At 42.4% G+C, this 23584-nt stretch carries 21 protein-coding genes and 1 tRNA gene; 9 read left to right on the top strand and 13 right to left on the bottom strand.

Going from position 1 to position 23584, the window contains the following annotated elements:
* Window positions 1–272 precede the first annotated feature (272 nt).
* Both L6773_RS03320 and L6773_RS03315 read right to left on the bottom strand, forming a co-directional pair.
* Window positions 273–692, bottom strand: coding sequence for a PIN domain-containing protein (locus tag L6773_RS03320; RefSeq protein WP_237852432.1), 420 nt, complete (start codon window positions 690–692; stop codon window positions 273–275).
* On the bottom strand, window positions 682–942 hold the full coding sequence (locus L6773_RS03315) for a DUF6364 family protein (protein ID WP_237852431.1): 261 nt from the start codon (window positions 940–942) through the stop codon (window positions 682–684). The genes L6773_RS03320 and L6773_RS03315 overlap by 11 nt, the downstream gene beginning before the upstream one ends.
* A 277-nt stretch (window positions 943–1219) precedes the next feature.
* On the opposite strand from L6773_RS03315, the gene L6773_RS03310 reads away from it, so the two are divergent.
* The gene (locus L6773_RS03310; RefSeq protein ID WP_237852430.1) at window positions 1220–1807 is read left to right on the top strand and encodes a DJ-1/PfpI family protein; all 588 of its coding nucleotides are present in this window, start codon (window positions 1220–1222) and stop codon (window positions 1805–1807) included.
* A 285-nt stretch (window positions 1808–2092) separates the two neighbouring features.
* On the opposite strand, the gene L6773_RS03305 is transcribed toward L6773_RS03310, so the two are convergent.
* The gene (locus tag L6773_RS03305) at window positions 2093–3835 is read right to left on the bottom strand and encodes a DUF885 domain-containing protein (RefSeq protein ID WP_237852429.1); all 1743 of its coding nucleotides are present in this window, start codon (window positions 3833–3835) and stop codon (window positions 2093–2095) included.
* 200 nt (window positions 3836–4035) lie between these two features.
* Between L6773_RS03305 and L6773_RS03300 the strand changes: the two genes are divergently transcribed.
* The 5 genes from L6773_RS03300 to L6773_RS03280 all read left to right on the top strand — a co-directional run bounded on the left by L6773_RS03300 (window position 4036) and on the right by L6773_RS03280 (window position 12506).
* Entirely contained in the window at window positions 4036–6321 is a 2286-nt protein-coding gene (locus L6773_RS03300; protein ID WP_237852428.1) for a carbohydrate binding family 9 domain-containing protein, read from the top strand.
* Window positions 6322–6572: 251 nt separating this feature from the next.
* Entirely contained in the window at window positions 6573–8204 is a 1632-nt protein-coding gene (gene pruA, locus L6773_RS03295) for an L-glutamate gamma-semialdehyde dehydrogenase (protein WP_237852427.1), read from the top strand.
* Window positions 8205–8834: 630 nt separating this feature from the next.
* Window positions 8835–9923: a hypothetical protein gene (locus tag L6773_RS03290; RefSeq protein ID WP_237852426.1), complete on the top strand. Its 1089-nt coding sequence runs from the start codon at window positions 8835–8837 to the stop codon at window positions 9921–9923.
* 45 nt (window positions 9924–9968) lie between these two features.
* Window positions 9969–11585 (top strand): BCCT family transporter, encoded by a 1617-nt coding sequence (locus L6773_RS03285; RefSeq protein WP_237852425.1) that lies wholly within the window; start codon window positions 9969–9971, stop codon window positions 11583–11585.
* A gap of 15 nt (window positions 11586–11600) precedes the next feature.
* Complete coding sequence (locus L6773_RS03280) at window positions 11601–12506, top strand: universal stress protein (protein WP_237852424.1); 906 nt, start codon at window positions 11601–11603, stop codon at window positions 12504–12506.
* A 10-nt stretch (window positions 12507–12516) separates the two neighbouring features.
* Here L6773_RS03280 and rnhA read toward each other — a convergent pair whose 3' ends face one another.
* Together rnhA and pyrF are read right to left on the bottom strand one after the other, a co-directional pair.
* Window positions 12517–12966: a ribonuclease HI gene (gene rnhA / locus L6773_RS03275; RefSeq protein WP_237852423.1), complete on the bottom strand. Its 450-nt coding sequence runs from the start codon at window positions 12964–12966 to the stop codon at window positions 12517–12519.
* A complete protein-coding gene (gene pyrF / locus L6773_RS03270; RefSeq protein WP_237852422.1) occupies window positions 12959–13798 on the bottom strand; it encodes an orotidine-5'-phosphate decarboxylase in 840 nt (279 codons plus the stop codon). The genes rnhA and pyrF overlap by 8 nt, the downstream gene beginning before the upstream one ends.
* A gap of 100 nt (window positions 13799–13898) precedes the next feature.
* Here pyrF and L6773_RS03265 point away from each other — a divergent pair, with 100 nt between their 5' ends.
* Window positions 13899–14639, top strand: coding sequence for a class I SAM-dependent methyltransferase (locus L6773_RS03265; protein WP_237852421.1), 741 nt, complete (start codon window positions 13899–13901; stop codon window positions 14637–14639).
* A 142-nt stretch (window positions 14640–14781) separates the two neighbouring features.
* Here the strand turns inward: L6773_RS03265 and L6773_RS03260 are convergent, their stop codons facing one another.
* Window positions 14782–15441 carry a hypothetical protein gene (locus tag L6773_RS03260; RefSeq protein WP_237852420.1) on the bottom strand — a complete coding sequence of 220 codons (660 nt, stop codon included), beginning with the start codon at window positions 15439–15441 and terminating at the stop codon, window positions 14782–14784.
* A 132-nt stretch (window positions 15442–15573) separates the two neighbouring features.
* Between L6773_RS03260 and L6773_RS03255 the strand changes: the two genes are divergently transcribed.
* On the top strand, window positions 15574–16821 hold the full coding sequence (locus tag L6773_RS03255) for a PP2C family protein-serine/threonine phosphatase (protein WP_237852419.1): 1248 nt from the start codon (window positions 15574–15576) through the stop codon (window positions 16819–16821).
* 57 nt (window positions 16822–16878) lie between these two features.
* On the opposite strand, the gene L6773_RS03250 is transcribed toward L6773_RS03255, so the two are convergent.
* The 7 genes from L6773_RS03250 to L6773_RS03220 form a co-directional block, all read right to left on the bottom strand.
* Window positions 16879–19065 carry a sodium-translocating pyrophosphatase gene (locus L6773_RS03250; RefSeq protein ID WP_237852418.1) on the bottom strand — a complete coding sequence of 729 codons (2187 nt, stop codon included), beginning with the start codon at window positions 19063–19065 and terminating at the stop codon, window positions 16879–16881.
* 43 nt (window positions 19066–19108) lie between these two features.
* The gene (gene pth / locus L6773_RS03245) at window positions 19109–19666 is read right to left on the bottom strand and encodes an aminoacyl-tRNA hydrolase (protein WP_237852417.1); all 558 of its coding nucleotides are present in this window, start codon (window positions 19664–19666) and stop codon (window positions 19109–19111) included.
* Between the two features lie 23 nt (window positions 19667–19689).
* Window positions 19690–20397 (bottom strand): 50S ribosomal protein L25, encoded by a 708-nt coding sequence (locus L6773_RS03240; RefSeq protein ID WP_237852416.1) that lies wholly within the window; start codon window positions 20395–20397, stop codon window positions 19690–19692.
* A 17-nt stretch (window positions 20398–20414) separates the two neighbouring features.
* Window positions 20415–21347 (bottom strand): ribose-phosphate diphosphokinase, encoded by a 933-nt coding sequence (locus tag L6773_RS03235; RefSeq protein ID WP_237852415.1) that lies wholly within the window; start codon window positions 21345–21347, stop codon window positions 20415–20417.
* Between the two features lie 66 nt (window positions 21348–21413).
* Window positions 21414–21484, bottom strand: a tRNA-Gln gene (locus tag L6773_RS03230).
* A 47-nt stretch (window positions 21485–21531) separates the two neighbouring features.
* Entirely contained in the window at window positions 21532–22701 is a 1170-nt protein-coding gene (locus L6773_RS03225) for a DUF2851 family protein (protein ID WP_237852414.1), read from the bottom strand.
* Window positions 22694–22975 carry a hypothetical protein gene (locus L6773_RS03220; protein ID WP_237852413.1) on the bottom strand — a complete coding sequence of 94 codons (282 nt, stop codon included), beginning with the start codon at window positions 22973–22975 and terminating at the stop codon, window positions 22694–22696. Before L6773_RS03220 ends, L6773_RS03225 begins: the two co-directional genes overlap by 8 nt.
* Before the next feature lie 116 nt (window positions 22976–23091).
* Between L6773_RS03220 and L6773_RS03215 the strand changes: the two genes are divergently transcribed.
* Window positions 23092–23574, top strand: a complete 483-nt coding sequence (locus L6773_RS03215; protein WP_237852412.1) for a phosphoribosyltransferase family protein — start codon at window positions 23092–23094, stop codon at window positions 23572–23574.
* The last annotated feature ends 10 nt before the right edge of the window (window positions 23575–23584 follow it).

Here is a 23584-nt window from a genome sequence, read left to right as displayed (position 1 = left end):
GATTTTGCAATCTATCGATCAGACGGTAACACAGTTTAGCTGAGCTCGATCCCAAAATTTACCGGCATAGGGTGCATGTTTTTCTGCTGTAGTAATTATGCAACAGGTACATACAACCTACGAATACGAAGGGAGGGGGAGAGTTAGGTCAAAAAAGATTAGTTTATTTTGATCGAATAATCTCTCTTTTCAGAAACGCATATTTATAAAAACATTCGTGGAGAATAAATTTTATTCTGAGAAAAATCACCGAAAAATATTCAATATTCCTCTTAACTGACTTTCGCTAAAAACTGTTGAGGTGAAAGAACCGGCAGACTTGCTTTTTTAAAATCACTTGGATTTCGTGTCACTATAGCGTCGCATCCTGAGTTAAGGGCAGCTTGATAGTGGATGGCATCTTCAAAATCGGGCCATTTTTCTTTTAATGCATTATCAATTACTAATTTGCTTACATCTGCCACCAAACATACATTTCGTAAAATTTCAATGCCCACGTAAGCTTGTTTTCTTCCAATTTTATTCTCTAAAATGTAAAACAGAGTATCAAAACTATGTGCAGCGACAAAAGCGGAAAACACACCCAATTCGGCCTTGTTAATAATTTCCCCTGATATCACAGCAAATGGCTTTCGATCAAGAATCACATCCAAACAGATCTTGGTGTCTAATAGAACATTCTTATAAACCATATTTCTCTTTGAGTGCTTCCATTTTCAGTTTTTTGTAATCGTAATTTTCTAATTTTTCCGATTCGGGGATCAAATTCATAAGTTTGTAGGCAGCACTTCCTGGTTTTGGTGCAAACTCTTCTGAATCCTCTTCGCGCGCAATCGCCTCCTCAAAAAGCTGCGAGACACTAATTCCCCGGTTCTTCGCGATACGCTTGGCCCGTTCTTTTATACTTTCTTCAATGGTAAGATTAAGTGTTTTTTTACTCATAATGCCGGAATGATTTAAATGCGCATACTTAAATTAATGTATGCGCATTAAAAACGGAAATTATGAATTGTTATTTTTTTATATGGATGGATCGGCAATTTATCATCACCGATCATTCTCAACTCTGCGCTCCCGAAACACTTTATGAATTCATCAAGATTCTCTTCCTTCGGTTTCTACAATCCGATTGTTATCCTCCACAAAACGAATGTATTTACTAATCACAGTGTTTTTTTAAGACACAATAAGATCAATTCAATAAAAAGGAGTTATCATTATGGGAGCTAAAAATATTTTGATGATCGCAGGAGATTATGGCGAAGACCTCGAAACCATGGTACCGTTCCAGGCGCTGCAGATGGTGGGCCATACGGTTCATGCTGTTTGCCCGGATAAGAAAGAGGGAGACCAGTGCCCGACTGCTGTACACGATTTCGTGGGCGATCAGACCTACAAGGAGACACCCGGACACAATTTTACGTTGAATTTTACTTTTGATGATGTGAAACCGGAAGATTATGATGCACTGGTATTGCCCGGCGGACGCGCGCCGGAGTACCTGAGGCTGAATGAGGGTGTGATTAAAATGGTGCGCCATTTCGTGGAAGAAGACAAACCAATTGCTGCCATCTGCCACGGGTTGCAAATTTTAGCCGCTGTCGGAGGTATTGAAGGAAAAACGCTGACTGCTTACCCCGCCTGCGGACCCGAGATGAAGCTAACCGGAGCCAACTATAAAGAGGTCCCGCCAACAGAAGCTGTGGTTGATGGAAACCTTGTTACTTCACCGGCCTGGCCCGGACATCAAAAATGGCTGGCTGAATTTCTAAAAGTTCTCGGAACCGAAATTACACACTCCGATTAGCCTGCAGATTTGATTTCGTATTCAACCCCGTCCATTGTATTGTGACGGGGTTTTTTATGGCGGAGCCAATTTGTAAAAAGAGTACTTCAACGAAGACGCTACAGTATGGACTCCATTTCACCGGGTGAGGTTGCAAAAGCTCAAGAACAAAATCACATATTTTTCCATAAATCTCGGAAGTTATCCACAAATTTTTCTATTTGGAGATTTCTGAACTAAACTCAGGGTAAAATTTGTATGAATTTAATGGTTAATTGCCAACTGACAACTGACAACTGCCTACTACTACCCTCCAACTGATCTTATCCATTGTAAAACATTCCCCTCCAATACACTCAACGGAATACTACCGCTCAGCAGAACCACATCGTGAAATTCGCGAAGATTGAAATTTTCTCCCAGTTTTTCTTCAGCCATCGCGCGTAACTCCCGGATTTTGATCTCTCCCATTTTGTAGCCCAGTGCCTGTCCCGGCCAGAAGATATAGCGGTTTACTTCGGAGCGGATGTTGTGCAGTGAAAGAGCAGAATTGTCGGCCATATACTGAATGGCCTCATCGCGGCTCCAGCCTTTAGCATGCATCCCGGTGTCGACCACGAGACGAAGAGCACGCCACATCTCGTAACTCAACTGGCCAAATTTATTGTAGGGCGTCTCGTACATATCGATCTCTTCTCCGAGGCGTTCGGCATAGAGTGCCCACCCTTCGGTAAAAGCGGAAAAGCCGGTATTGGTCCTGAATTTCGGCAGATCGTTCAACTCCTGCTGCAAAGCGATCTGCAAATGGTGCCCCGGCACAGCTTCGTGAAGTGAGAGCGCCGGAATTTCATATAGCGGCCGGCTGTCCAGGTCGTAAGTGTTTACGGCGTAAGTTCCGGCTTCGGTTCCATCAGCATTTCCACGGCTGTAATAAGCTGTTGTTGTTCGCGGTGCCAGGTAATCCGGAATCGGTTCTATTCCGTAAGGAAGCCTCGGCAGCGTTTTAAACAACTCCGGTAGTTTGCCATCAATTGATTTTAGCACGAATGCTGTCTCTTTCAGTAATTCATCGGCAGTTTCGGCGTAGAATTGATCATCAGTACGCAAAAATTCCACAAATCCATCAAAGTCATCTCCATAACCTTCAGATTTTACGATCTGCATCATCTCCGCGCGAATTCGTTGAACCTCCTCCAACCCGATTTGATAAACCTCATCAGCTGTAATATCGATGGTGGTATGATCTTGTATCAAATAATTGTAGTACTCCTCCCCGCCCGGAATTTCCGTGATACCAATCGTTTCGGTTGTATTTGGAATATATACATCAACCAAAAAATTACGCAGACGCTGAAATTCGGGAATCACAGTCTCACCCATCACTTCTTTTGCCTGACTTGTAAGTCGTTCCTTCTCGTCATCACTAAAATTGTCAGGATAACTCTCAAACGGCTCAAACAACCGATGCTCCTCCGGTTTTTCAGTGATCAACGCTTCAATGGATGCCACATAATCATCAAAAACAATTCTTGGACGCATTACCCCCAGCTCAACCCCTTTTCTCATCCGTTCGATATAACCGGCGTTATATTCTGGGAATCCTCTCAGCCTGCTCAGGTAGTTATCATAATCCTCCACCGTATCCAAAGGAACATCATCCCCGAGCGTTGCAAACGAGGCGTGATAGTCCCACCATCCATTCAATGGCAGCAGATGGTGATTCAATTCATAGGCCCGAAGCGATCCTTCAAGCTGGTTCTCAATAATATCGTAATTGACCTGGTTTTGATCCGATAACTCATCACGCGAAATCTCATATAATCGATCCAGAAACCCCTTTGATTTTTCATAGCTCTGCTTCATCGCATCCAGTCCGGTTTCTGCAAGCTGATCATTGAAACGATCATCACCCTGGCTTGTCGCAAAGACCGGGCTGGATTGCAGGCTGTATTCCCAGTAATCATCAAAAAGTACCCGAAGCTGTTCATGGTCAGTTAACTGTGGAGATTGGATAAACAGAATAAGAAGAATGAAGATGGATGAGTACATTTTAACTGCATTAATTGAAAAAATAAATGACCTGTAAAGTACTCAAATCCATTACCTCTTGAAAAACTCTCGTTTTTATATTTTTAAGTGCACTTTGTCTAGAATTACAAGTTTTACTCTTATTTACCCCATATACTCCTGTAAATCCTTAATTTTACAGCACAGGTAATTATTGAATTTCAAAAAATCTATATAGTAACTTGAAACATATATTTTTTTGGATGCTCACAAACAGGCGTGCGAAGCATAAACAGATCTCATTTGCAATCAAAAAGACCCAATTATGCCTGGCCGGGTTATTGATATTGACAGTATTGACACCTATGCAACTCTTTTCACAGGATCGTACCAAAAATGAGGTACAGGCATACCGTCTTCAAGATTCTGATCAGTTTCTTTTTGATGGCCGGGTAACAGAAGAATTTTGGGATAGGGTACCTGTGGCTACAAATTTTCGACAGCAGGAACCGAATGAAGGGGCGGTCGCTACCGAGAAGACGGAAGTTCGGATTGCCTATGATGACGAATACCTGTACCTCTCGGCAATTCTCTATGACAGCGATCCGTCCGGAATTAAAGCGACCCAAAAGCGAAGAGATGCACGAATTACTGCCGATGAACGATTCACCTGGTTTTTTGATACGTTTAACGATCAACGAAGCGCCTATTTTATGGAGGTAAATCCCAATGCACTTCGAACAGATGGGTTGATCACAACAGGACAGGGACAAACGATTAACCTGAACTGGGATGGAATTTGGGATGCAAAAGCGGAAATTAGCGACATAGGCTGGACCACAGAGATCAAAATTCCATTCCGAACCTTTAATTTTGATCCTGACAGCGACACATGGGGAGTGAATTTCATGAGAGTGATCCGGCGAAAAAGTGAGACTGTGCTCTGGACCGGTTACCAACGAAACCAGGGGATTGAACGTCCGCAGGATGGCGGGCTTTTGACTGGCCTTACCGGAATGTCGCAGGGCCTTGGATTAGAGGTCGTTCCATTTGGAATATTGACGGGGAGCGAACAAAAACTCACAGGTGGAAATGAAACAGATACCGATATCGACGGCGGCCTTGATATCAACTATAGCATCACTCCCAGCCTGAAAGCCTCTCTTACATTCAATACCGATTTTGCCGAGGCAGAGGTCGATCAGCGAATCGTCAACTTAACACGATTTGCCGTTCAATTTCCCGAGCAGCGTGATTTTTTCCTGGAGGGATCTAACATCTATGAATTTGCCCCAGCCAGCCGGGTAAATCCATATTTCAGCAGAAGGATTGGATTGCGTGGCGGACGGCCGATTCCAATCACCTATGGCGCACGTCTGCTTGGCAATACCGGACCCTATAACCTTGCTCTATTGCACGTCCGAACGGGGGAACTTGGTGACATCAACCCGGAAAATTTTTCAGTAGCACGGGTAAAGAGAAATATTGGCCGTGAGAGTACCATCGGCGTTGTATATACCCGACGGGCAACTGAGGGTAATGAAAACTCAGAATTTCAGTTTCAGGATCGCCACACATTCGGAACAGACCTTGAGCTGGGTACCTCAACATTTTTGGGAGATAAAAACCTTCAATTCCAGGCATTTTTTGTCTATCACAATGCACCGATTGAAGAAAGCACGACTGAGTTTTGGGATCGAACCTCCCGCGGAATCCGACTCAACTATCCGAATGACCCATGGGCCGGGCATGTCTCATATCGTGAGTTTGGTAATGCCTATGACCCCGCAGTAGGTTTTGCACCACGTAACGCATTCCGCCGATTTCAGCCATCGTTTGAATATTCCCCTCAATTTCCGGGAAGCGACCTCGTTCAACAAATTGACTGGGAGCTGAGGTTTGAGCACCTCACCGATCTCGACTTTGAGCTTCTCACACAAGAAGTTCGGCTTACTCTTTTTGATATTACCTTTATGACAGGTGATGTTATTGAGGTTGACATCGCCAGGAATTACGAGCGGCTTGAATTCCCGTTTGATATCCGACGCGATGAATCTATCATCATTCCTGTGGATGAATACAGAATGTGGACGGCAGCTGTTGAAGTCCAGACTGCTTCTTACAGGAAGGTTTCCGCCGGTTTAGAAATTGAAACAGGAGGATTTTGGTCGGGCACACAAACTCAAATCGGATTTGATGTGAGCCTTCGGCCTTTTCCCGGGCTCGAATTAAACCCGGAATATATACGAACCAATGTTGATCTTGCTGAAGGAGATTTTTCAACCGATCTTTTTCGCTTTGAAGCCAATATCGACTTTACAAATTCACTATTCTTTACCACAAATGTTCAGTTCGATAACCTTAGCAAACTGCTGGGAACCAATAATCGCCTGAGATGGATTATCACACCCGGTTCAGACCTTTATCTTGTATACAATCATAATTGGCTTGAGAATGAACAATTTGATCGATTTCGTACATTGAATCGCAGCGGTGCCGTAAAAGTTTCCTACACCCACCGGTTTTGATGCCTCAGCCCAATGCCCCTCTCCACAAAAAGGGTGTTTTCAGTCCATCGGTTGAGTGAACGAGCAATATTACTGCTCTGATCAAGAATACTCTTCCGATGACTTCAAAATGCAATGATCGAATGACAATCATACCACTCTTGTTTTAAGAAATACAAGTGATGGCGGCAAGGTTTATCCTTAAAAATCGATGGGAATCCGTTATCTTTCAGACAGAAAAAACAAACACTTTAAGCTAAAAATAGAGTACAATGCCAAACGCCTACTTTAAAATACAGGAACCGAAAAACGAACCATACAACTCTTTTGAACCGGGCTCACCAGAGAAGAAAGAGCTCAAAAAGAAACTAAAAGAGTTACAGGAAGAAGTCATTGAGATTCCTGCAATTATTGGCGGGAAAGAGGTAAAATCCGGCGACACTATTGATATTTCAATGCCTCATAATCATGAGCATAAACTCGCAACGGTTCACCGGTGTGGTGAAAATGAGGTAAATATGGCGATTGAGGCCGCTATGGAGGCACGCAAAGAATGGGCAGAAATGCCGTGGGAAGAGCGTATTTCAATCTTTCAGAAAGCCGCTGATTTGATTACCGGCCCCTGGAGACATACAATGAATGCAACTACTATGCTGGGGCAGTCAAAAACACCGCATCAGTCAGAGATTGAAGCAGTCGGTGAACTTGCTGATTTTCTCCGGTTCAATCCCTGGTACCTCTCTCAAATCATGTCGGATCAACCACATTCCCCCAATGGAATGTGGAACCGGGTGGAATATCGTCCGCTCGAAGGGTTTGTGTTTGCAGTTACCCCTTTCAACTTTACGGCTATTGGGGGAAACCTGCCAACGGCTCCCGCCATGTGTGGAAACGTAGTGCTGTGGAAGCCGTCTTCAGACTCAATCTATTCAAACTATTTTTTCATGAAAGTGTTGAAGGAAGCCGGAATGCCGGACGGCGTGATTAATTTTGTTCCAGGCAAAGGGCGATCCGTTGGTGATCCCGTTTTTGCCAGTCACCATTTTTCCGGCCTTCATTTCACCGGTTCAGTTGGCACCTTTAACAACCTTTGGAAAACCATTGGCGATAATATTGATACCTATAAGACCTATCCAAGAGTGGTAGGCGAAACAGGTGGAAAAGACTTTATCTTTGCCCATAACAGTGCAGATGTGGATGCAATGGTTGTTGCTGCACTCCGTGGCGCTTACGAGTATCAGGGCCAAAAATGCTCAGCGGCATCACGGATGTACATTCCGGAATCGATCTGGGATGATTTTCGTGATAAATTCGTAGATGAAGTCAATAAAATTAAAGTCGGTGATGTTGAAGACTTTACAACATTTATGGGAGCCGTGATAAGCCAAAAGGCATTTGATGACATTACCGGATATATCGATTATGCAAAAGAAGCGGATGACGCTGAAATTATTGCCGGCGGTACATACGACGATTCAAAAGGTTATTTTATCGATCCCACGGTAATCGTAACATCCAATCCGAAATTCAAAACGATGGAAGAGGAGATCTTCGGGCCTGTTTTGACCATTTACGTTTACAAGGACGAAGATTTCGACAAAACCATTGAACTTTGCGACGATACCTCACCCTACGCTTTAACAGGGGCTATTTTCGCACAGGACCGATATGCCCTGAAAAAAATGTCGAAAGCTTTCCGTCAATCTGCCGGAAACTTCTACATTAACGATAAGCCGACCGCAGCTATCGTAAACCAACAACCGTTTGGCGGAGCAAGAAAATCGGGCACTAATGATAAAGCAGGCAGCAAAGTAAACCTTCTGCGATGGTTGTCTATGCGATCTATGAAAGAAACCCGTGTACCACCAAAAGACTGGAGATATCCATATATGGGTGAAGAATAAAAGCACCCGCTCCTCTACCATTGTTTAAGCCCTCTTTTTGAGGGCTTTTTTAATTCTACCTCTTCATATCAGAAGGTTTTGCAAAACCCCGTGCACTCCGCCTGCCCCGACAGTAGTCGGGACAGGCATTGATCCGGAATCTCCAAATCCTGCTGAGAACCCAAAAATGGAGATCCTGAACAAAATTCAGGATGACCAAAAGGGTTTTCAAAGCCCTCTATTAGTACTGCTCTTTTTTCGACTATGAAACAAAAAACACCAAATCGTGTATTAAATATTTTACTTAAAAATGAATATTTATATATAAATTTTAATCAATTTTATATATGGATAATATTTATATAAGTTTATTCCACTTTAACCTTAATACCTTTGTTTACCAAGACTTCCCTTGGATATAACCAATCTAAAGCTCATATTTATCAACTATTTAACCGTTAACTTTAAAACAAAAGCCAAAGAAATATCTTTTTCGAAAATCGATTCTTTTTTAAGAAAATATTCTATTCTGTAGCTATACCAGTTTTTGTCTTTTCATTTTTTTTCCTCTCTTTTTTACCGCTGAAAACAATTGCTCAATCCGACGATGATGAATCTTCACTTCACGTTGGCGGAGCACTTCGGTTCAACATGATTCTGCAAAACTATGAGAATAAGATCGATGCCACGAGTTCATCCTTTACAATGGATACCTGGCGAATCAATGTACTTTATGACAACCCCGGCGGCATTGGGCTGAATTTCGAGTACCGATTTTATCCCACGTTTGGCACCCACTTCATAAAGCAGGGATGGCTGGAATATAATTTTACGGAGTCAACCCAGGGTCAGCTTGGAGTTACGCAGGTTCCATTTGGAAATATTCAGTACAACTCCCACAACTGGTGGTTTAGTCTTCCCTATTATGTAGGACTTGAGGATGACCACGACATGGGGCTTAAAATCACGCATCATTCCGACAATTTCCGTTGGGATTTTGCCTATTTCTTCCAGGCTGAACCGGAAGGCCCACCAGCTGCTTTTGGAAGTGGCGGGCCCGGACGGTACTCCTATGATATCATTCCGGGGCAGGAAGCCTCTCTAACCGAACGAAATCAGTTTAATGTTCGAGGTGCTTACAAATTGGGCGAGAGTGAGATCGGCGGATCTGTCCAATATGGTCAGCTTTATAATAGCGTTCGAGATGAATTTGACAGTCAATATGCACTTGCGCTTCATGCCGATATCAATGCAGGAAATTTTAATGTTCTGCCACAGATTCTCTATTATGGAGTGAATGCCAAAAACGACACCGGCGAAGATATCAGTACAGTTGTAATGGGGGCTTATGCCATTCCCTACGAGGTTTCTGCCGAAGCCTGGATTGCTACATTGGGAATTTCATACTCATATGATGTTGAATGGGGACCCGTCACCAACCTGAATTTTTACAACGATTTCAGCTATATGAAGAACACAATTGGCAGTGGAAGCACAACAACTGCCTCCGGTTCTATGCTGAACCTGGATGATAATTTCCAGCCAACCATTCAAAACATTACCGGTATTCTTGTAACGGCCGGACCTGTTTACACCTATTTTGATATTGCCCAGGGCGTTAATCACCCCTGGCTCACAGACAGCTTTGGGATGGGCGTAGGTCCCGGGTTTGAAGATCTCGAAATGGGAGAAACAGAATTCAATTTGCGGTTCAACATCAATATCGGCTTTTACTTTTAACAGAGTATTCGATTCTAAATTTTTAACGAATCATTTTTTTGATCCATGAGCAACTCAGAACAAGAGAAAAAACAATCATCCAAAAAATCCGGTTCCAAAAAGTATTTCGATATACACGGACCGGTATTTTGGCCTTCTGTATTTTTAATCGCATCACTGATCATCGGAACACTGATTGCCGGCGAATCTGCAGAACAGGTATTTAATTCTGCGCGTGTATTTATAACCGATTCTGCTAACTGGCTTTTTGTAGCTGCTGTCAACATTTTTATCGGTTTTTCGCTCTATTTTGCTTTCAGCAGGTATGGGAAGATCCGTCTTGGAGGCCAAGACGCAGAACCGGAATTCAGTACCATGGCGTGGTTTGCAATGCTATTTAGTGCGGGTATGGGAATCGGGCTGATGTTCTATTCCGTTGCCGAACCGATGTGGCACCTAATAAGTCCGCCACATGCAGAAACGGGAACAACGGATGCCATTCGGGATGCTATGGGAATTACCTTTCTCCATTGGGGCTTACACGCCTGGGCTGTTTATGCAATCGTTGCACTTGCTCTTGCTTTTTTTGCATTCAATCGAAAACTACCTCTCTCCTTTCGTTCTGTTTTTTATCCCTTGCTGGGTGATAGAATCGACGGCTGGATTGGAGATGTGATTGATGTGCTTGCTGTACTGGCTACACTTTTCGGTCTTGCAACATCACTGGGGCTTGGAGCCGCACAAGCCGGTGCAGGAATTGAATATGTGTTCGGGCTCTCCAATACCGTAAATCTCCAGGTGATGATTATTATCGGTGTAACGGCAATCGCTACAATTTCAGTTGTTTTGGGAATTGACAAAGGCGTAAAAGTTTTGAGTGAATTCAATATTAGAATTGCCGGGCTTTTCCTTCTTTTTATTTTAGTCGTTGGGCCTACACTCTATATTCTTTCATCCTTTATACAAAATATCGGGCATTATGTTCAGAATTTTGCCAGTTTTTCAACATGGACGCAATCTTACGAAGAGGGCGAATTTCTAAACACATGGACGGTATTTTACTGGGCGTGGTGGATATCATGGTCTCCTTATGTGGGTATGTTTATTGCACGTATCTCGAAGGGGCGAACTGTAAAGGAGTTTGTACTGGGAGTATTGATCATCCCAACCCTTGTTACCTTTCTTTGGATGAGCGGCTTTGGCGGCAGTGCTCTCTTTCTTGAAACGAACGGTATCGCTGATATAGCAAGTGCAGTACAGGCAGATCAAACAACATCACTGTTTATATTGCTGGATCAGTTTCCGCTTTCCATGATCACCTCTTTCCTGGCTATTGTTCTTGTATTGAGTTTCTTTGTTACCTCTTCCGACTCCGGTTCACTTGTTATTGATGGTTTGACCAGCGGCGGCAAACTTCATGCTCCCGTTGGGCAGCGAGTGTTCTGGGCTACTACCGAGGGGGCTGTTGCTGCAATATTACTGATTGGTGGCGGCTTGGGAGCACTCCAGGCAGGGGCAATCAGTACGGGTTTACCATTTACGATTGTATTGCTGATAATGTGCTACAGCCTGCAGCAAGGACTTCACCGCGAACACCAAGACATTGTTGACAAATCGAAAGCGAAAGAGCGCGAATCGTACAAAGACCTTGTAGCGAACGCCATTAAAAAACAAAAAAAATAGAAATCAGAGGAGATTATGATAAAATTCAACCACTGGCTTGCATGCCTTGACTTATCAAAAATGGATGAGATTCTTGTTGGGTATAGTTCCTTTTTGTCATCCGTTAAAGAGCCAAAAACGATCACTTTTTTGCACGTCATTGAATCCGGGCCAACAGCGATGGATATCATCGATCAGTTTCCGGAAATTGAGACGAAAGAGGAGTTCGAAGAGATTATCCGTAATGAATTGAATGAAAAGATCGATGAACATTTCAGTGATTCCTCCATCGAAACGAGATTGATTATCAAGGAAGGAAAACCGACTGATCAGATTATCAAGGTAGTGGAATCCCTGGAACCCGATTTGCTTCTTATGGGAAAAAAAGTTGGATATGCGGGAGAAGGAGTCATTCCAAAACGGATTTTAAAATATGTACCTACCTCACTGCTTTTCATTCCCGAAAACTGCCGGTACAATCTCGAAAATGTTCTTGTTCCCGTCGATTTTTCAGAACAATCGGCCAAAGGGTTGGATACAGCACGGGAACTTGTACAGAGCGGAACCATTACCGCACAGCATATTTATGAGTACCGGGCTCAATTCTTTCCCTATATGCTTTCTGAAGAGGAAAAGCAGCAAATTGATCAAGAAATCTCGGAGAAAAAAGACACATTTATTGAAAAATACGAAATCCCCGGCGATGTGAATTTTATTCTGTCACAGCGAAAGCAGGGACGACTGGCTGATATTGTCTACGAGCAATCCATCAGTCAACAGAGTGATATGATTATCGTGGGATCAAAAATTAAAAAACTGCCCAATTTAATCCGTCATGATTTTACCGATAAGATGGTAGGATATGCATTTGGTATTCCTTTACTCATTCAAAAGAACAAAGAGAAATACACAAAATTCTTAAAATCGATCTTTAAAGATTGACCCCTGTCAATCATTTAAATTTTTGTGATGCCCGGACAGCCAGTTCATCAACCCTGTTGTTGAGCTGGTTATCGGCATGCCCTTTCACTTTGATCCAATCAATTTTATGAGGTTCCATCGCTTTTAACATCTCTTCCCAAAGGTCACGGTTTTCTACAGGCTTCTTGTTGGATTTTTTCCAACCCTTTTTCTGCCAATTCTTTATCCATCCCTGCTTGAATGTGTTTACAATGAGAGCTGAATCGCTGTGAATTTTTACGTGACACGGTTTATTAAGGGCTTTCAGGCCTTCGATAACCGCCTTCATCTCCATACGGTTATTGGTACTATCCGGTGCACCACCGGTTATCTCTTTCTCTTTTCCTTTCCACAGCAAAAGTGCACCCCAACCTCCCGGTCCCGGATTTCCGCTGCAGGCTCCATCGGTATAAAGAATTACTTCTGGCAGAGAATCAGACATATCGTTTTGTAAGTTCTTGTAATGACATTTTCATTTCTGATGCTTTTTGCTCTATAATCTCTTCCCAATCCTCATGGTCCGATCCGGCATATAGAATCGAGCGTGAGGAGTTAATAACCGGTATTCCGATATGACCTTCCAGCACCATTTGTAAGGCCTCCACAGAACCGCCCTGTTTTCCAATTCCGGGAATTAACAAATGTGCTTCAGGATTGACGTTTATAACAGGCCCGATCGATTCAATTTGTGTAGCTCCAACTACCATTCCCAGGTGAGTTTTGCTTTTATCTTGCTTCTTCTCAAGCTCCTCGGCTATGTATTCTCCAAGAGACATTCGCCCCTCGAAGCGTCGCTGTAAAAAATCTGCTGATCCGCGGTTGGAAGTCATGGTAAGTATATATGCCGCTTTTGCATCATCATCAATAAACGGATCCAGGGTATCCATTCCCATCAATGCATTCAGAGTAATGGCATCGGCATTCAGATCATCAAAAAAAGCTTTTTTATATTGAGCAGCAGTATTTCCGATATCGCCTCGTTTTGCATCGGCAATAACAATTTTTTCCTTTGGAATTTGTTGAACGGTTTGATCCAGAATTTCCCATCCCCGGCTGCCAAGTGCCTCGAAGAAAGCTGTGTTTGGCTTGAAAGCACATACATGATTTTTAGTCGCTTCTATGACGCGTGTACAAAATTCCAAAACCAAATCCGGTGAGTTTGAGAACTTATCGGCGAGGGGTTTGGGAATTAATCCAGGAACAGGATCGAGGCCAACACATAGTACAGAGTTGGAGCCGGAGACTGCTCTTCTCAACTTCTCAGTAAATGTCATAGAATTGTGTTCATGTTTTTTGCAAGATCAAATTTAAAAGTATAAGATAAGGCGTTCATGAGTACGATACATATATTTATCAAAAACATAGGGCTTGATTATGAGTTGGTTTAAAGAATGGTTCGACAGTCCGCTGTACGAAAAACTCTATGCCTACCGTAATAAAAATGAAGCAAATAAACTGGCGGAACTCATTGAACGAGAAATTCCTGCGTCGAAATACCGGAATGTACTCGATCTGGGATGTGGACGCGGACGACATTCCATTACTCTTGCCGAACGGGGATATAACGTACTTGGAATCGATCTCTCGAAAGAGGTAATTGCCAAAGCTGGACAGATCGCCGGGGAGAAGGATCTCCCAAACCTTCAATTCCAGGTGGGTGATATGCGTCGTCCCTTAGACAAAACCTTTGATGCTGTTGTAAATCTTTTTACAACGTTTGGCTACTTTTTGAAAGATGAGGAAAATGCAAAAGTGATTAGAAGTGTGAATTCAATGCTTCATGTAAACGGTATCTTCATCCTGGATTACCTGAATGCATATAAAGTCAGAAGAGACCTGGTAGCTGAAGAGGAAGAATTATTTAGGGATATGACAGTTCATATTGAACGTAAAATTAAGCGTAACATGGTTTATAAAAAGATCCGTTTTACGGGCGATAAGCTAGAACAACCTATTCAATACCAGGAAAGGGTTAAACTCTATGAGCTGGATTGGTTTGAAAAAACCTTTAACAGAAACGGTTTTCAACTTGAACGGTGTTACGGATCTTATGAAGGAGCTGATTTTGAGAAAGAAGAGAGCCCGCGCTTATTGATGGTTGCAAGAAAGCTTTAGGAATTTGAGAACTTTGCGTCATATTCGTGACTGAATGGCGAAAAATGAGCAAAAACCCGAGCAAAAGCAGACCACTGTAACACAGCAAATCCAAAAAATCAGTGCAAATCTTACATCCTGAATGCTGGAGCTAAACACAGGTTTAAATCTCAGTATCAGTATAAACTTCTTCCACTCCGTGAGGTGGTTGATGAAGCGCCCAGGTTTCAAAATAGAACTGCCGTTCGGATCGTATTCGCTTCCCGTTAATGCTGAAGAACCGAAACTCTTCATTTACAAGTTCACGAAGCGGGTAAAACAATTTTGGATAAATATTATCCTGCGAAAACAGGTGCAGGTCAAATCCCTGGTGTGCTTTTTCCTTGTACAAAACAAGGTCTCCCGATTTCAAAACCTGCGCAAGTTCGGATTTTTTATGCCCCACATTACTCTCATCATCTATAACAAGCATCTCCGGATCCCATTCAATCTCATTATTTTCTGAAAGGAGTATTGGCCAGCCAATTTCTGCTTCTTTTACAGCATTTTGAAGTTCTACGGGAGTATCATCCAGGAAAATATTGAATCCATTTAATGCTTTTGAGAGTGAGTCCATCACTTGAGGAAAATGTTTGATCCTGTCTAAACCAAACGTTTTCCTGTTTAACACCGTCCCGGATATATAAAACTTTGAGTAGGTAGGATCGGGTTTCATAAAATCTTCGATACTCGCAGAAACCTCTTGGCTACTTCGGTCTAAATGACGCTCACGCAGTTCATCCAATCGAAGATCGTGTTCAAAAATGAGTTTAAAAATGTCCATCAACTAAAACGAATGAATTAATTGGTTTAAAAAAATAGTTTGATTTATGTTCAGACCCCAAGCTTTGCAGCAAATGTATAGAATTATCACTCACAAAATAACCCTATCCAATACATTTTAAAATAAATTGAAATGAACAAGATCATCGGCTTCATCAATAGACCTGCGAACAATTTTTTGACGGAATTACTGCAAAAACAGAAAAAACAATACGAAAGTTTTGCAGATTTAAAACCTAAAGATCGAAAAGATGTCGTGCTGTCGGCTCTTCTGATTCTTTCCCTGCCTGTAATCGTGGCCATAGTGGGTACACATTTATTTAATTCAACTTTTGCGAAATCGGGCATTATAATATTAACACTGGGGTCAGTTCTCGGTGGCATAATAGAACTTTTCTCCTATCTATTTAAGGAACGCAAAAGATTTTACAGGAGATTATACATTATGCTGTTTATAGGTATGGTGATCGGGGGAGGTTTTTTTGGGTTTTATTTCGGGCAGGATATTGAGATTTATATCCAAAATTTTAGTTGGCAATCTGAACGGTCAAAACTGTACTTTATCGCTCTTTGGGGGCTCAGTATGGGATTTGCCATTACCGGCCTTAAGTATTCATTTCGAACTGCAAATGCAATCTATCGCCAGAAATCAAAAAAAGAATCTGAAATATTATTCGCTAAGAAAGTACAAGAAGATCTTTTACCGGAAATTGAGATTGATAATGAACAGATCCATGTATTAGGCAAGACTCTAGTTCCAAACGAACTCGGCGGCGATTTTTTTGATGTCCTTAAAATATCAGATTCAAAGTATTTACTTGCAGTTGGAGATGTTTCGGGGCATAATTTTGGAGCCGGTCTGTTAATGGCGATGTTGAAAAGCGCACTGATATCCCATGCGCTTCACGAACATGATATTGCAGCATTAACCAAAAATCTGAATCAGATTATTTTTGAATACTCCGATGCCCGGATGTTCGCTACTTTTACTTTAGTTGAGGTTGATTTGAAATCTCATCTTTTTAAGGTAGTAAGCGCCGGGCATCCATCGGTTTTAATCGCCAGGAATAACCAATTGATAAAAAGTAACCCAAGTGGAGTTGGATTGGGTATTTCCAAGAATGCAGAATTTGAAATTGAGGAAGTCTCTTTTAAAGCAAATGATCTTCTAATTCTATATAGTGATGGCTTGGTTGAGCGGATGACAAAAGAAAATAAAAGAAGTGATTTTGGAGATTTTGAGAAACTCATTCTAGATTTAATCGCTGAAGAGTCGGATACGACGAAGCAACTTCATTTCTTACAGAATAGTCTCTTGAAATACCCGGAACAACTTGAAGATGATGCAACATTGCTTCTTTTGCAGAGAAAAAAGATATAAAAAAAAGCCTCAACCGTTTGATTGGAAGAGGCTTAGAATATCTAATTTATGATCAGTTTAGATCATCGTAGCAATTACAAGCGCTACAACTGACATCAACTTGATCAGGATATTGAGTGAAGGTCCGGATGTGTCTTTAAAGGGATCGCCGACGGTATCACCAACAACGCCAGCTTTGTGAGGCTCGGAGCCTTTTCCATATTCAACTCCATCAATGGTTACACCCTCTTCAATCATTTTCTTTGCGTTATCCCAGGCACCCCCTGCATTCGATTGAAAGAGCGCCATCAACACACCTGCTGAAGTAACTCCTGCAAGAAGGCCTCCAAGCATTTCGGGGCCGCCGAGAAATCCAAAAAGTACCGGCACAATCACAGCCAGTAAACCAGGCACTACCATTTCCCGAATAGATGCAGTAGTGGATATTTCAACACATTTTTCATACTCAGCTTTTCCATCAGCTGCTTCAAAAATTTTGCGGTCTTCATCAGACCAGTCTTTCAGTATTTTTCCTTCATTTCTGTTCATCGCAGCAAGTGCTTTGGATAGTTCGGGTATATCCTTGAACTGTCGCCTTACTTCTTCAATCATGCTCATGGCCGCCCGACCAACTGCATTCATGGAAAGTGCAGAGAACAGAAACGGAAGCATGGCTCCCACAAATAATGCAGCCATCACAAATGGACTTGTAATATTGATTGAAACTGTAACACCGGGGTTCACTGTTTCATAAGCAGTTATAAAGGCAGCAAACAGTGCAAGTGCGGTCAGCGCTGCTGAGCCAATTGCAAAACCTTTCCCAATCGCTGCAGTTGTGTTTCCTACCGCATCCAACTTATCCGTTCGTTCACGTACTTCACTGGGCAGTTCAGACATTTCTGCAATACCACCGGCATTGTCAGAGATCGGTCCGTAAGCATCCACTGCTAACTGAATTCCCGTATTTGCAAGCATACCCACTGCTGCAATCGCAATTCCGTATAAGCCTGCAAAATGAAATGCGCCAATAATGGCTGTTGCAATAATCAAAATTGGAATAGCTGTAGAGATCATTCCTACACCCACACCGGCAATAATATTAGTAGCCGATCCGGTTACAGATTGTTTAACAATCGACCAAACAGGTTTGGTACCTGTACCTGTGTAGTGCTCCGTTACCAAACCGATTAACAGGCCTGCTGCTAATCCAAAAATTGTAGCCCAGAAAACACCCATTGAAGTGAGTGTTTGGCCATTGAATGTCCATTCTGCAGGCAGCATCCATTGAATGATGAAAAAAGAAGCGATAAGCATTACAAAAGCAGAAGCAAACTCACCAATATTCAGGGCTTTCTGAGGGTTTCCACCTTCTTTTACACGTACAAAAAACGTACCCATAATCGACGTTAAAATACCTGTTCCGGCGAGTACCAGGGGTAAAAGAACTGCTGACAACCCGTTAAAGTTATCACTCCAACCCGGAATTGCCATAAATGCTGCCCCGAGAACCATTGTACTAATAATAGATCCAACATAAGATTCAAAAAGGTCGGCACCCATACCGGCAACATCACCAACATTATCACCCACATTATCTGCAATTGTAGCCGGGTTCAATGGATGGTCTTCCGGGATTCCGGCTTCAACTTTACCGACAAGGTCGGCACCCACATCGGCTGCTTTAGTATAAATTCCACCTCCAACACGAGCAAATAATGCAATAGATGAAGCTCCAAATGAGAAGCCTGTTACTACAGCCAGCACTTTGTTAACGGCATCTGCACCTTCAAGTCCAAAAAGCTGACCGAACAGGATAAAAAGTAAGCTCAATCCAAGTACTCCAAGTCCTACTACCCCAAGTCCCATTACGGACCCACCGGCAAAAGCTACTTCAAGTCCTTTACCAAGACTTGTTCGTGCTGCTTGTGTTGTTCGAACATTTGCTTTTGTTGCTACTTTCATACCAATGAATCCGGCAAGGCCTGAACACAAAGCTCCGATAATAAATGAGATCGATATCATCCAGCTTGAAATTGCTGGATCTGCACTAAATGCCAACAGTAGAGCAACCACTAATACAAAGATAGACAAAACCTTGTATTCAGCTTTTAGAAAAGCCATTGCTCCCGCTGAAATACTATTACTGATTCTCTCCATTCTTTCGGTTCCCACTTCCTGTTTTGATACCCAGGAGGTCTTAAAAAAGGTGTACAAAAGTGCAAGAACCCCCGCCACCGGAATTAGATATAATATTGTATTAACCATGTTATTCGTTTGGGTTATAGTTAGCGATATCTGTTATGAAAAATTAGTTATACTCGTTCATAGTTCGTTCAATTCCAACACGAAGAAACGTGATAATTGCATCGGAAGCAACTTCCAGCGTCTCGTTGACCAATTTCCTTTGTGATCGTGAAAAAGGAGACAAAACATATTCAGATTGTCTCCCGCGTTTAAAATCATTGCCAATACCAATTCTGAGGCGCGGAAAATCCCTGGTTTGCAACCGCTCGATAATATCACTCATGCCGTTATGTCCACCTGCACTCCCGGATGGTTTTAATTTAATCCTGCCAATTTCCAGGTGTATATCATCGTAACAAACCATACAATCTGCGGGTGAATTCCCTGTAATTGCAAGAGCTTTTGAAACAGCCTTTCCACTCCTGTTCATATAGGTAGTTGGTTTCAGAAGGGTTACGTTTTTTCCCTTAAACTTTCCTTTTCCCAAAAAGAAAAGACCATTACCCGGTTTAAGAGTAATGGTCAGTTTCTCAGAGAGTTTGTCGATTAGTTCAAAGCCTACATTATGGCGCGTACCTTTGTATTCCTGTCCGGGATTTCCCAGGCCAACAATCAGTGCCATAAACAGCCGAACCGATTCATTTATTATTCTTTGTCTTCGCTCTGGTCAGCGCCTTCTTGAGCTTCACCTTCTACTACTTCTTCGCCTTCAGCAAGTTCTTCGCCCTCTTCTGGTTCTTCACCTTCAGCAAGCTCTTCTTCTTCAGAAACAAGTGAAGTCGTAAACAGAGATTCGGATTTTGGAGGCGCAATCGTTACGATTGTTCGTCTCGGGTCGTCCAACGGATCGATTCCTTCCATATCCAATTCGCTAACATGGAGCGAGTCACCAATTTCAAGGTCAGAAATATCGAGCTCAAACATAGCTGGGATTTTATCCGGCATCACTTTAATTCGAACAATTCTCATTGGCTGGAACACGCGGCCACCACCGTCCCGAACACCAATTGCAACTCCATTGAGCCGAATTGGAACATTCAATTTCACCGGAGTTTCATCGTCCAGTACATAAAAATCGGCATGTAATGCCCGATCTGTAACGGGATCGAATTCAACATTCTTTAAGAGAGTTTTGTACTCTTCTCCATCTACCGTAAGTGTTTGCAGCTTGGTTTGGCTGACCGACAGTATTTTCTCAAGTTCAACTTCACTAATGGAAAAATGAACATTCTCTTCTACTTTGGGCCCGTAAAGAACCGCGGGAATTCGTAAATTTTCTCTCAGAGACTCAGAGACTTTACTTCCCAGCTCTCTTTTTTCGCCTTCGAGTTGGTATAATTCTGGTTGATTCATTGTTTTTCAGTTATCGATTAATCATCAAAAAGTGCACTTATCGTATCATTTGTGTGGATACGCTCAATAGCTTCAGCAAAAATACCGGCCACACTTAAAACCTTTATTTTATCGGATGGTTTTCGGAGCGGTACAGTATCTGTAACCAATAGCTCATCAATTGGAGAATCTTCTATTCGCTGATACGCCGGCCCGGATAAAATCGGGTGGGTACATGTTGCCATCACACTTAACGCACCGCGTTCTTTTAAAGCCACAGCTGCGTTAGTAATGGTTCCTGCAGTGTCAATCAGATCATCCACAATTAAAACATTCTTGCCGCTCACCTCACCGATAATATTCATTACCTCGGCTACATTCTGCTTAGGCCGCCTCTTATCAATAAATGCAAGGCTCGACCCCAGCTTTTTCGAGTAGGCACGAGACATTTTCAAACTACCAACGTCCGGTGCTACAACCACAAGGTTATCGATTGGATTTCTCGAAAAATAATCGATAAAAATGCGGCTCGCATACAGGTGATCAAGCGGAATATCGAAAAAACCCTGTATCTGAGATGCGTGCAGATCCATGGTCAGAATTCTGTCCGCACCGGCTTCCACAAGTACATTCGCCATCAATTTGGAGGCGATTGACACCCTTGGCTGATCTTTCCGATCCTGCCGTGCATACCCAAAATAGGGAATAACCGCTGTAACCCGTTTTACCGAGGCACGTTTTGCGGCATCCAATAATAACAGTAATTCAATAATATTGTCGCCGGGAGGTGGTGTGGATTGTATTACAAAAATATCCTCACCACGAATACTCTGCTCATACTTCACATAGAGCTCACCATCAGAAAAGGATTTGATCGTTACCTCTCCCAATTCTGTGCCATAATTCTCAGCAATAGCACGAGAAAGTGCCAGGTTGCTTCTCCCTGCAAATATGGCTAATGGCGTATCCAAGAAATCGTTTTTATCATGGTTCCTATAAAAGAAAAAGGAGTACCGTCTGGCATCCTTTTATCTGAGTTGCCCGGGGAGGATTCGAACCCCCACTGACTGGACCAAAACCAGCTGTCCTGCCATTAGACGACCGGGCAATCGTATTATCGACAGACCCCAAAGATAGAGAGTCAAAAAATATCAATCAAGAACGAATTGCTTTTTTAAACACTTCACATCGATGACAATTCTTTTCCCTGCAATATCTCTTGTATTGGTGGGCCAATCCAATCTTTTTTGTTGAGGAATTAATCGAAAATCCGGCTTTTTTGAAAGGAGTTTTCATCTCGGGCGGCACGTATTGGGTAGATGAAGTCCACGCATCGAAGGCAGTCTGCTTTAAGCGAGTTGAATGTAAAAGATCTCCGAGAAGATAGATTCCCGGCAAATAAACAATCTGCTTTATAAGGCTAAGACGTGATTTTCCGGGCCGCACTGCCGGATAAATGTGAACCATCAGTTCCCTCCATGTTTTACCCGGACTGTTTTTAAAAAATATTTGAAACGGTACTTTTTGAATTGCAAAATGAATAGCCGCTGCTTGCTTAACCCTGGGTTTGGGACGGCTCGCCGGTCGCATTCCATGTTGTTTCCATTGAAAATCTCTCTCTGAGTTGAAAGCGAACTGTTCGATCTGGGCAGAAAAGTCCGCAAAATCTTCTGTCTGAAGAGATTCACCAAACAGTTCTTGTGCGAGGTTTTTCATCGAGGACTTGTTGGAGGGAATTCCCAATGCCTGATAAACTCCTGTAATTATAGATTGCTGCCAGGCATTTGAAATTGGAAGTGACGGATCATAAAAAGCCAGCAGTTCTTCCACTTTATATTCAAGGTATTCCCGGTGCGCAACCTCTACCTGTTTCTCAAACGCTTCCTGGTTGATAAAAGAAACATTGCCCGAACAGGCAATACCGCTCCGCTGTTTCTGATCGAGGAGTTGATGGATTTTCTTCGTGAGGTAGGGTTTCAATTCTAATGTAAACGGTTCATGTCCATCCTCAGTTCTCACACCGGTGGAAGTATCTGCGCTATAAATTACATGAAGAATTACACTATTAAACTCTGTGTCTTTGTGATGTTCATGCTGGTTCCACTCCACCGCTTTCTTGTGAATCTCAACACTGCCATACCAATCACGATGGCCGATTCTTACATGAGCTCCCAAAAAATCAGGGCCGGCTCCAACATTCCGTGAACCTGTATCAATGATTTTTAACGGTTTACCGGAAATTGTTTTTAAATTCGAACAGTCAAATTCAATCTCTTGCCAAATCCACTGGAAAAGCTCCTCCCTGTATGGATTCCGGTTAGTCATAAATCAATTCGTTTTCATCGAGAGATAACGACTCGGTGGCCCTGTAGAGATCGGGAATTGGATGCCTGAACTCTCTCTTTAAACGAATGTTTACTTCTGAAAGCCTTTGCTGGCTCTCACTCAAGACCCGGTTAAATCTTGAGATTGCTGTTTCTACACGTTTTCTTTGTGATCGAAATTGGTCGGAAGTCTGAACGGATGAAATCATGTAACCTGCAAGAAAACCTCCTGCAAATCCACTACTGAGTAATAACATCTTTTTTGCGATCTTCATAGTTGCTCCTTAATGATTTAATTTTTCTTGTTCCTGATAACGCTCTCAAAATGTTTCTGTTTTATTCCCTGTATAAATTGAATAATTTAACGAATTAACAAAGTCTTTTGAAGTATATGATCCTTCTTGACAAAAAACGTATTCAGCGTACTATCAAACGAATCTCCTATCAAATTTTGGAAGAGGCGGGAAATCAAAAAATATCGTTGATTGGCCTTAATGAGAGGGGATTCAGCATAGCACGGAAGATCAAAGGAAACCTGGATAAAGCCACGGGACGCTATTTATTTCTCAAACAGCTCAATTCAGAAGATGATTCAACTCTTGAATTAAGTTATGATGAGGTTCAAAACAGCGCTCTCTTTATCATCGATGATGTTATTTTCAGTGGTGGTACGATGTTCAAATCCATCCGAAAAATAAAGGAACTTTCTGCATTTGAAAAAGTTTTCGTAGTGGTGCTGGTGGATCGAGGACATCGAAAGTATCCTATACTTGCAAGTATTGTTGGTGTGGATGCACCCACTAAGCTCAATGAACAAGTTGAACTCCGCCTGAAAGATGGAGCGCCAAACGAAGTTGTACTGATTGAAAAATAATTATTTATCA

This window comes from Rhodohalobacter sulfatireducens (assembly GCF_022012475.1).
Lineage (GTDB): Bacteria > Bacteroidota > Rhodothermia > Balneolales > Balneolaceae > Rhodohalobacter > Rhodohalobacter sulfatireducens.
Note: the sequence above shows the minus strand (reverse complement) of the source record. Positions and strands in the feature narration are given on the sequence as shown.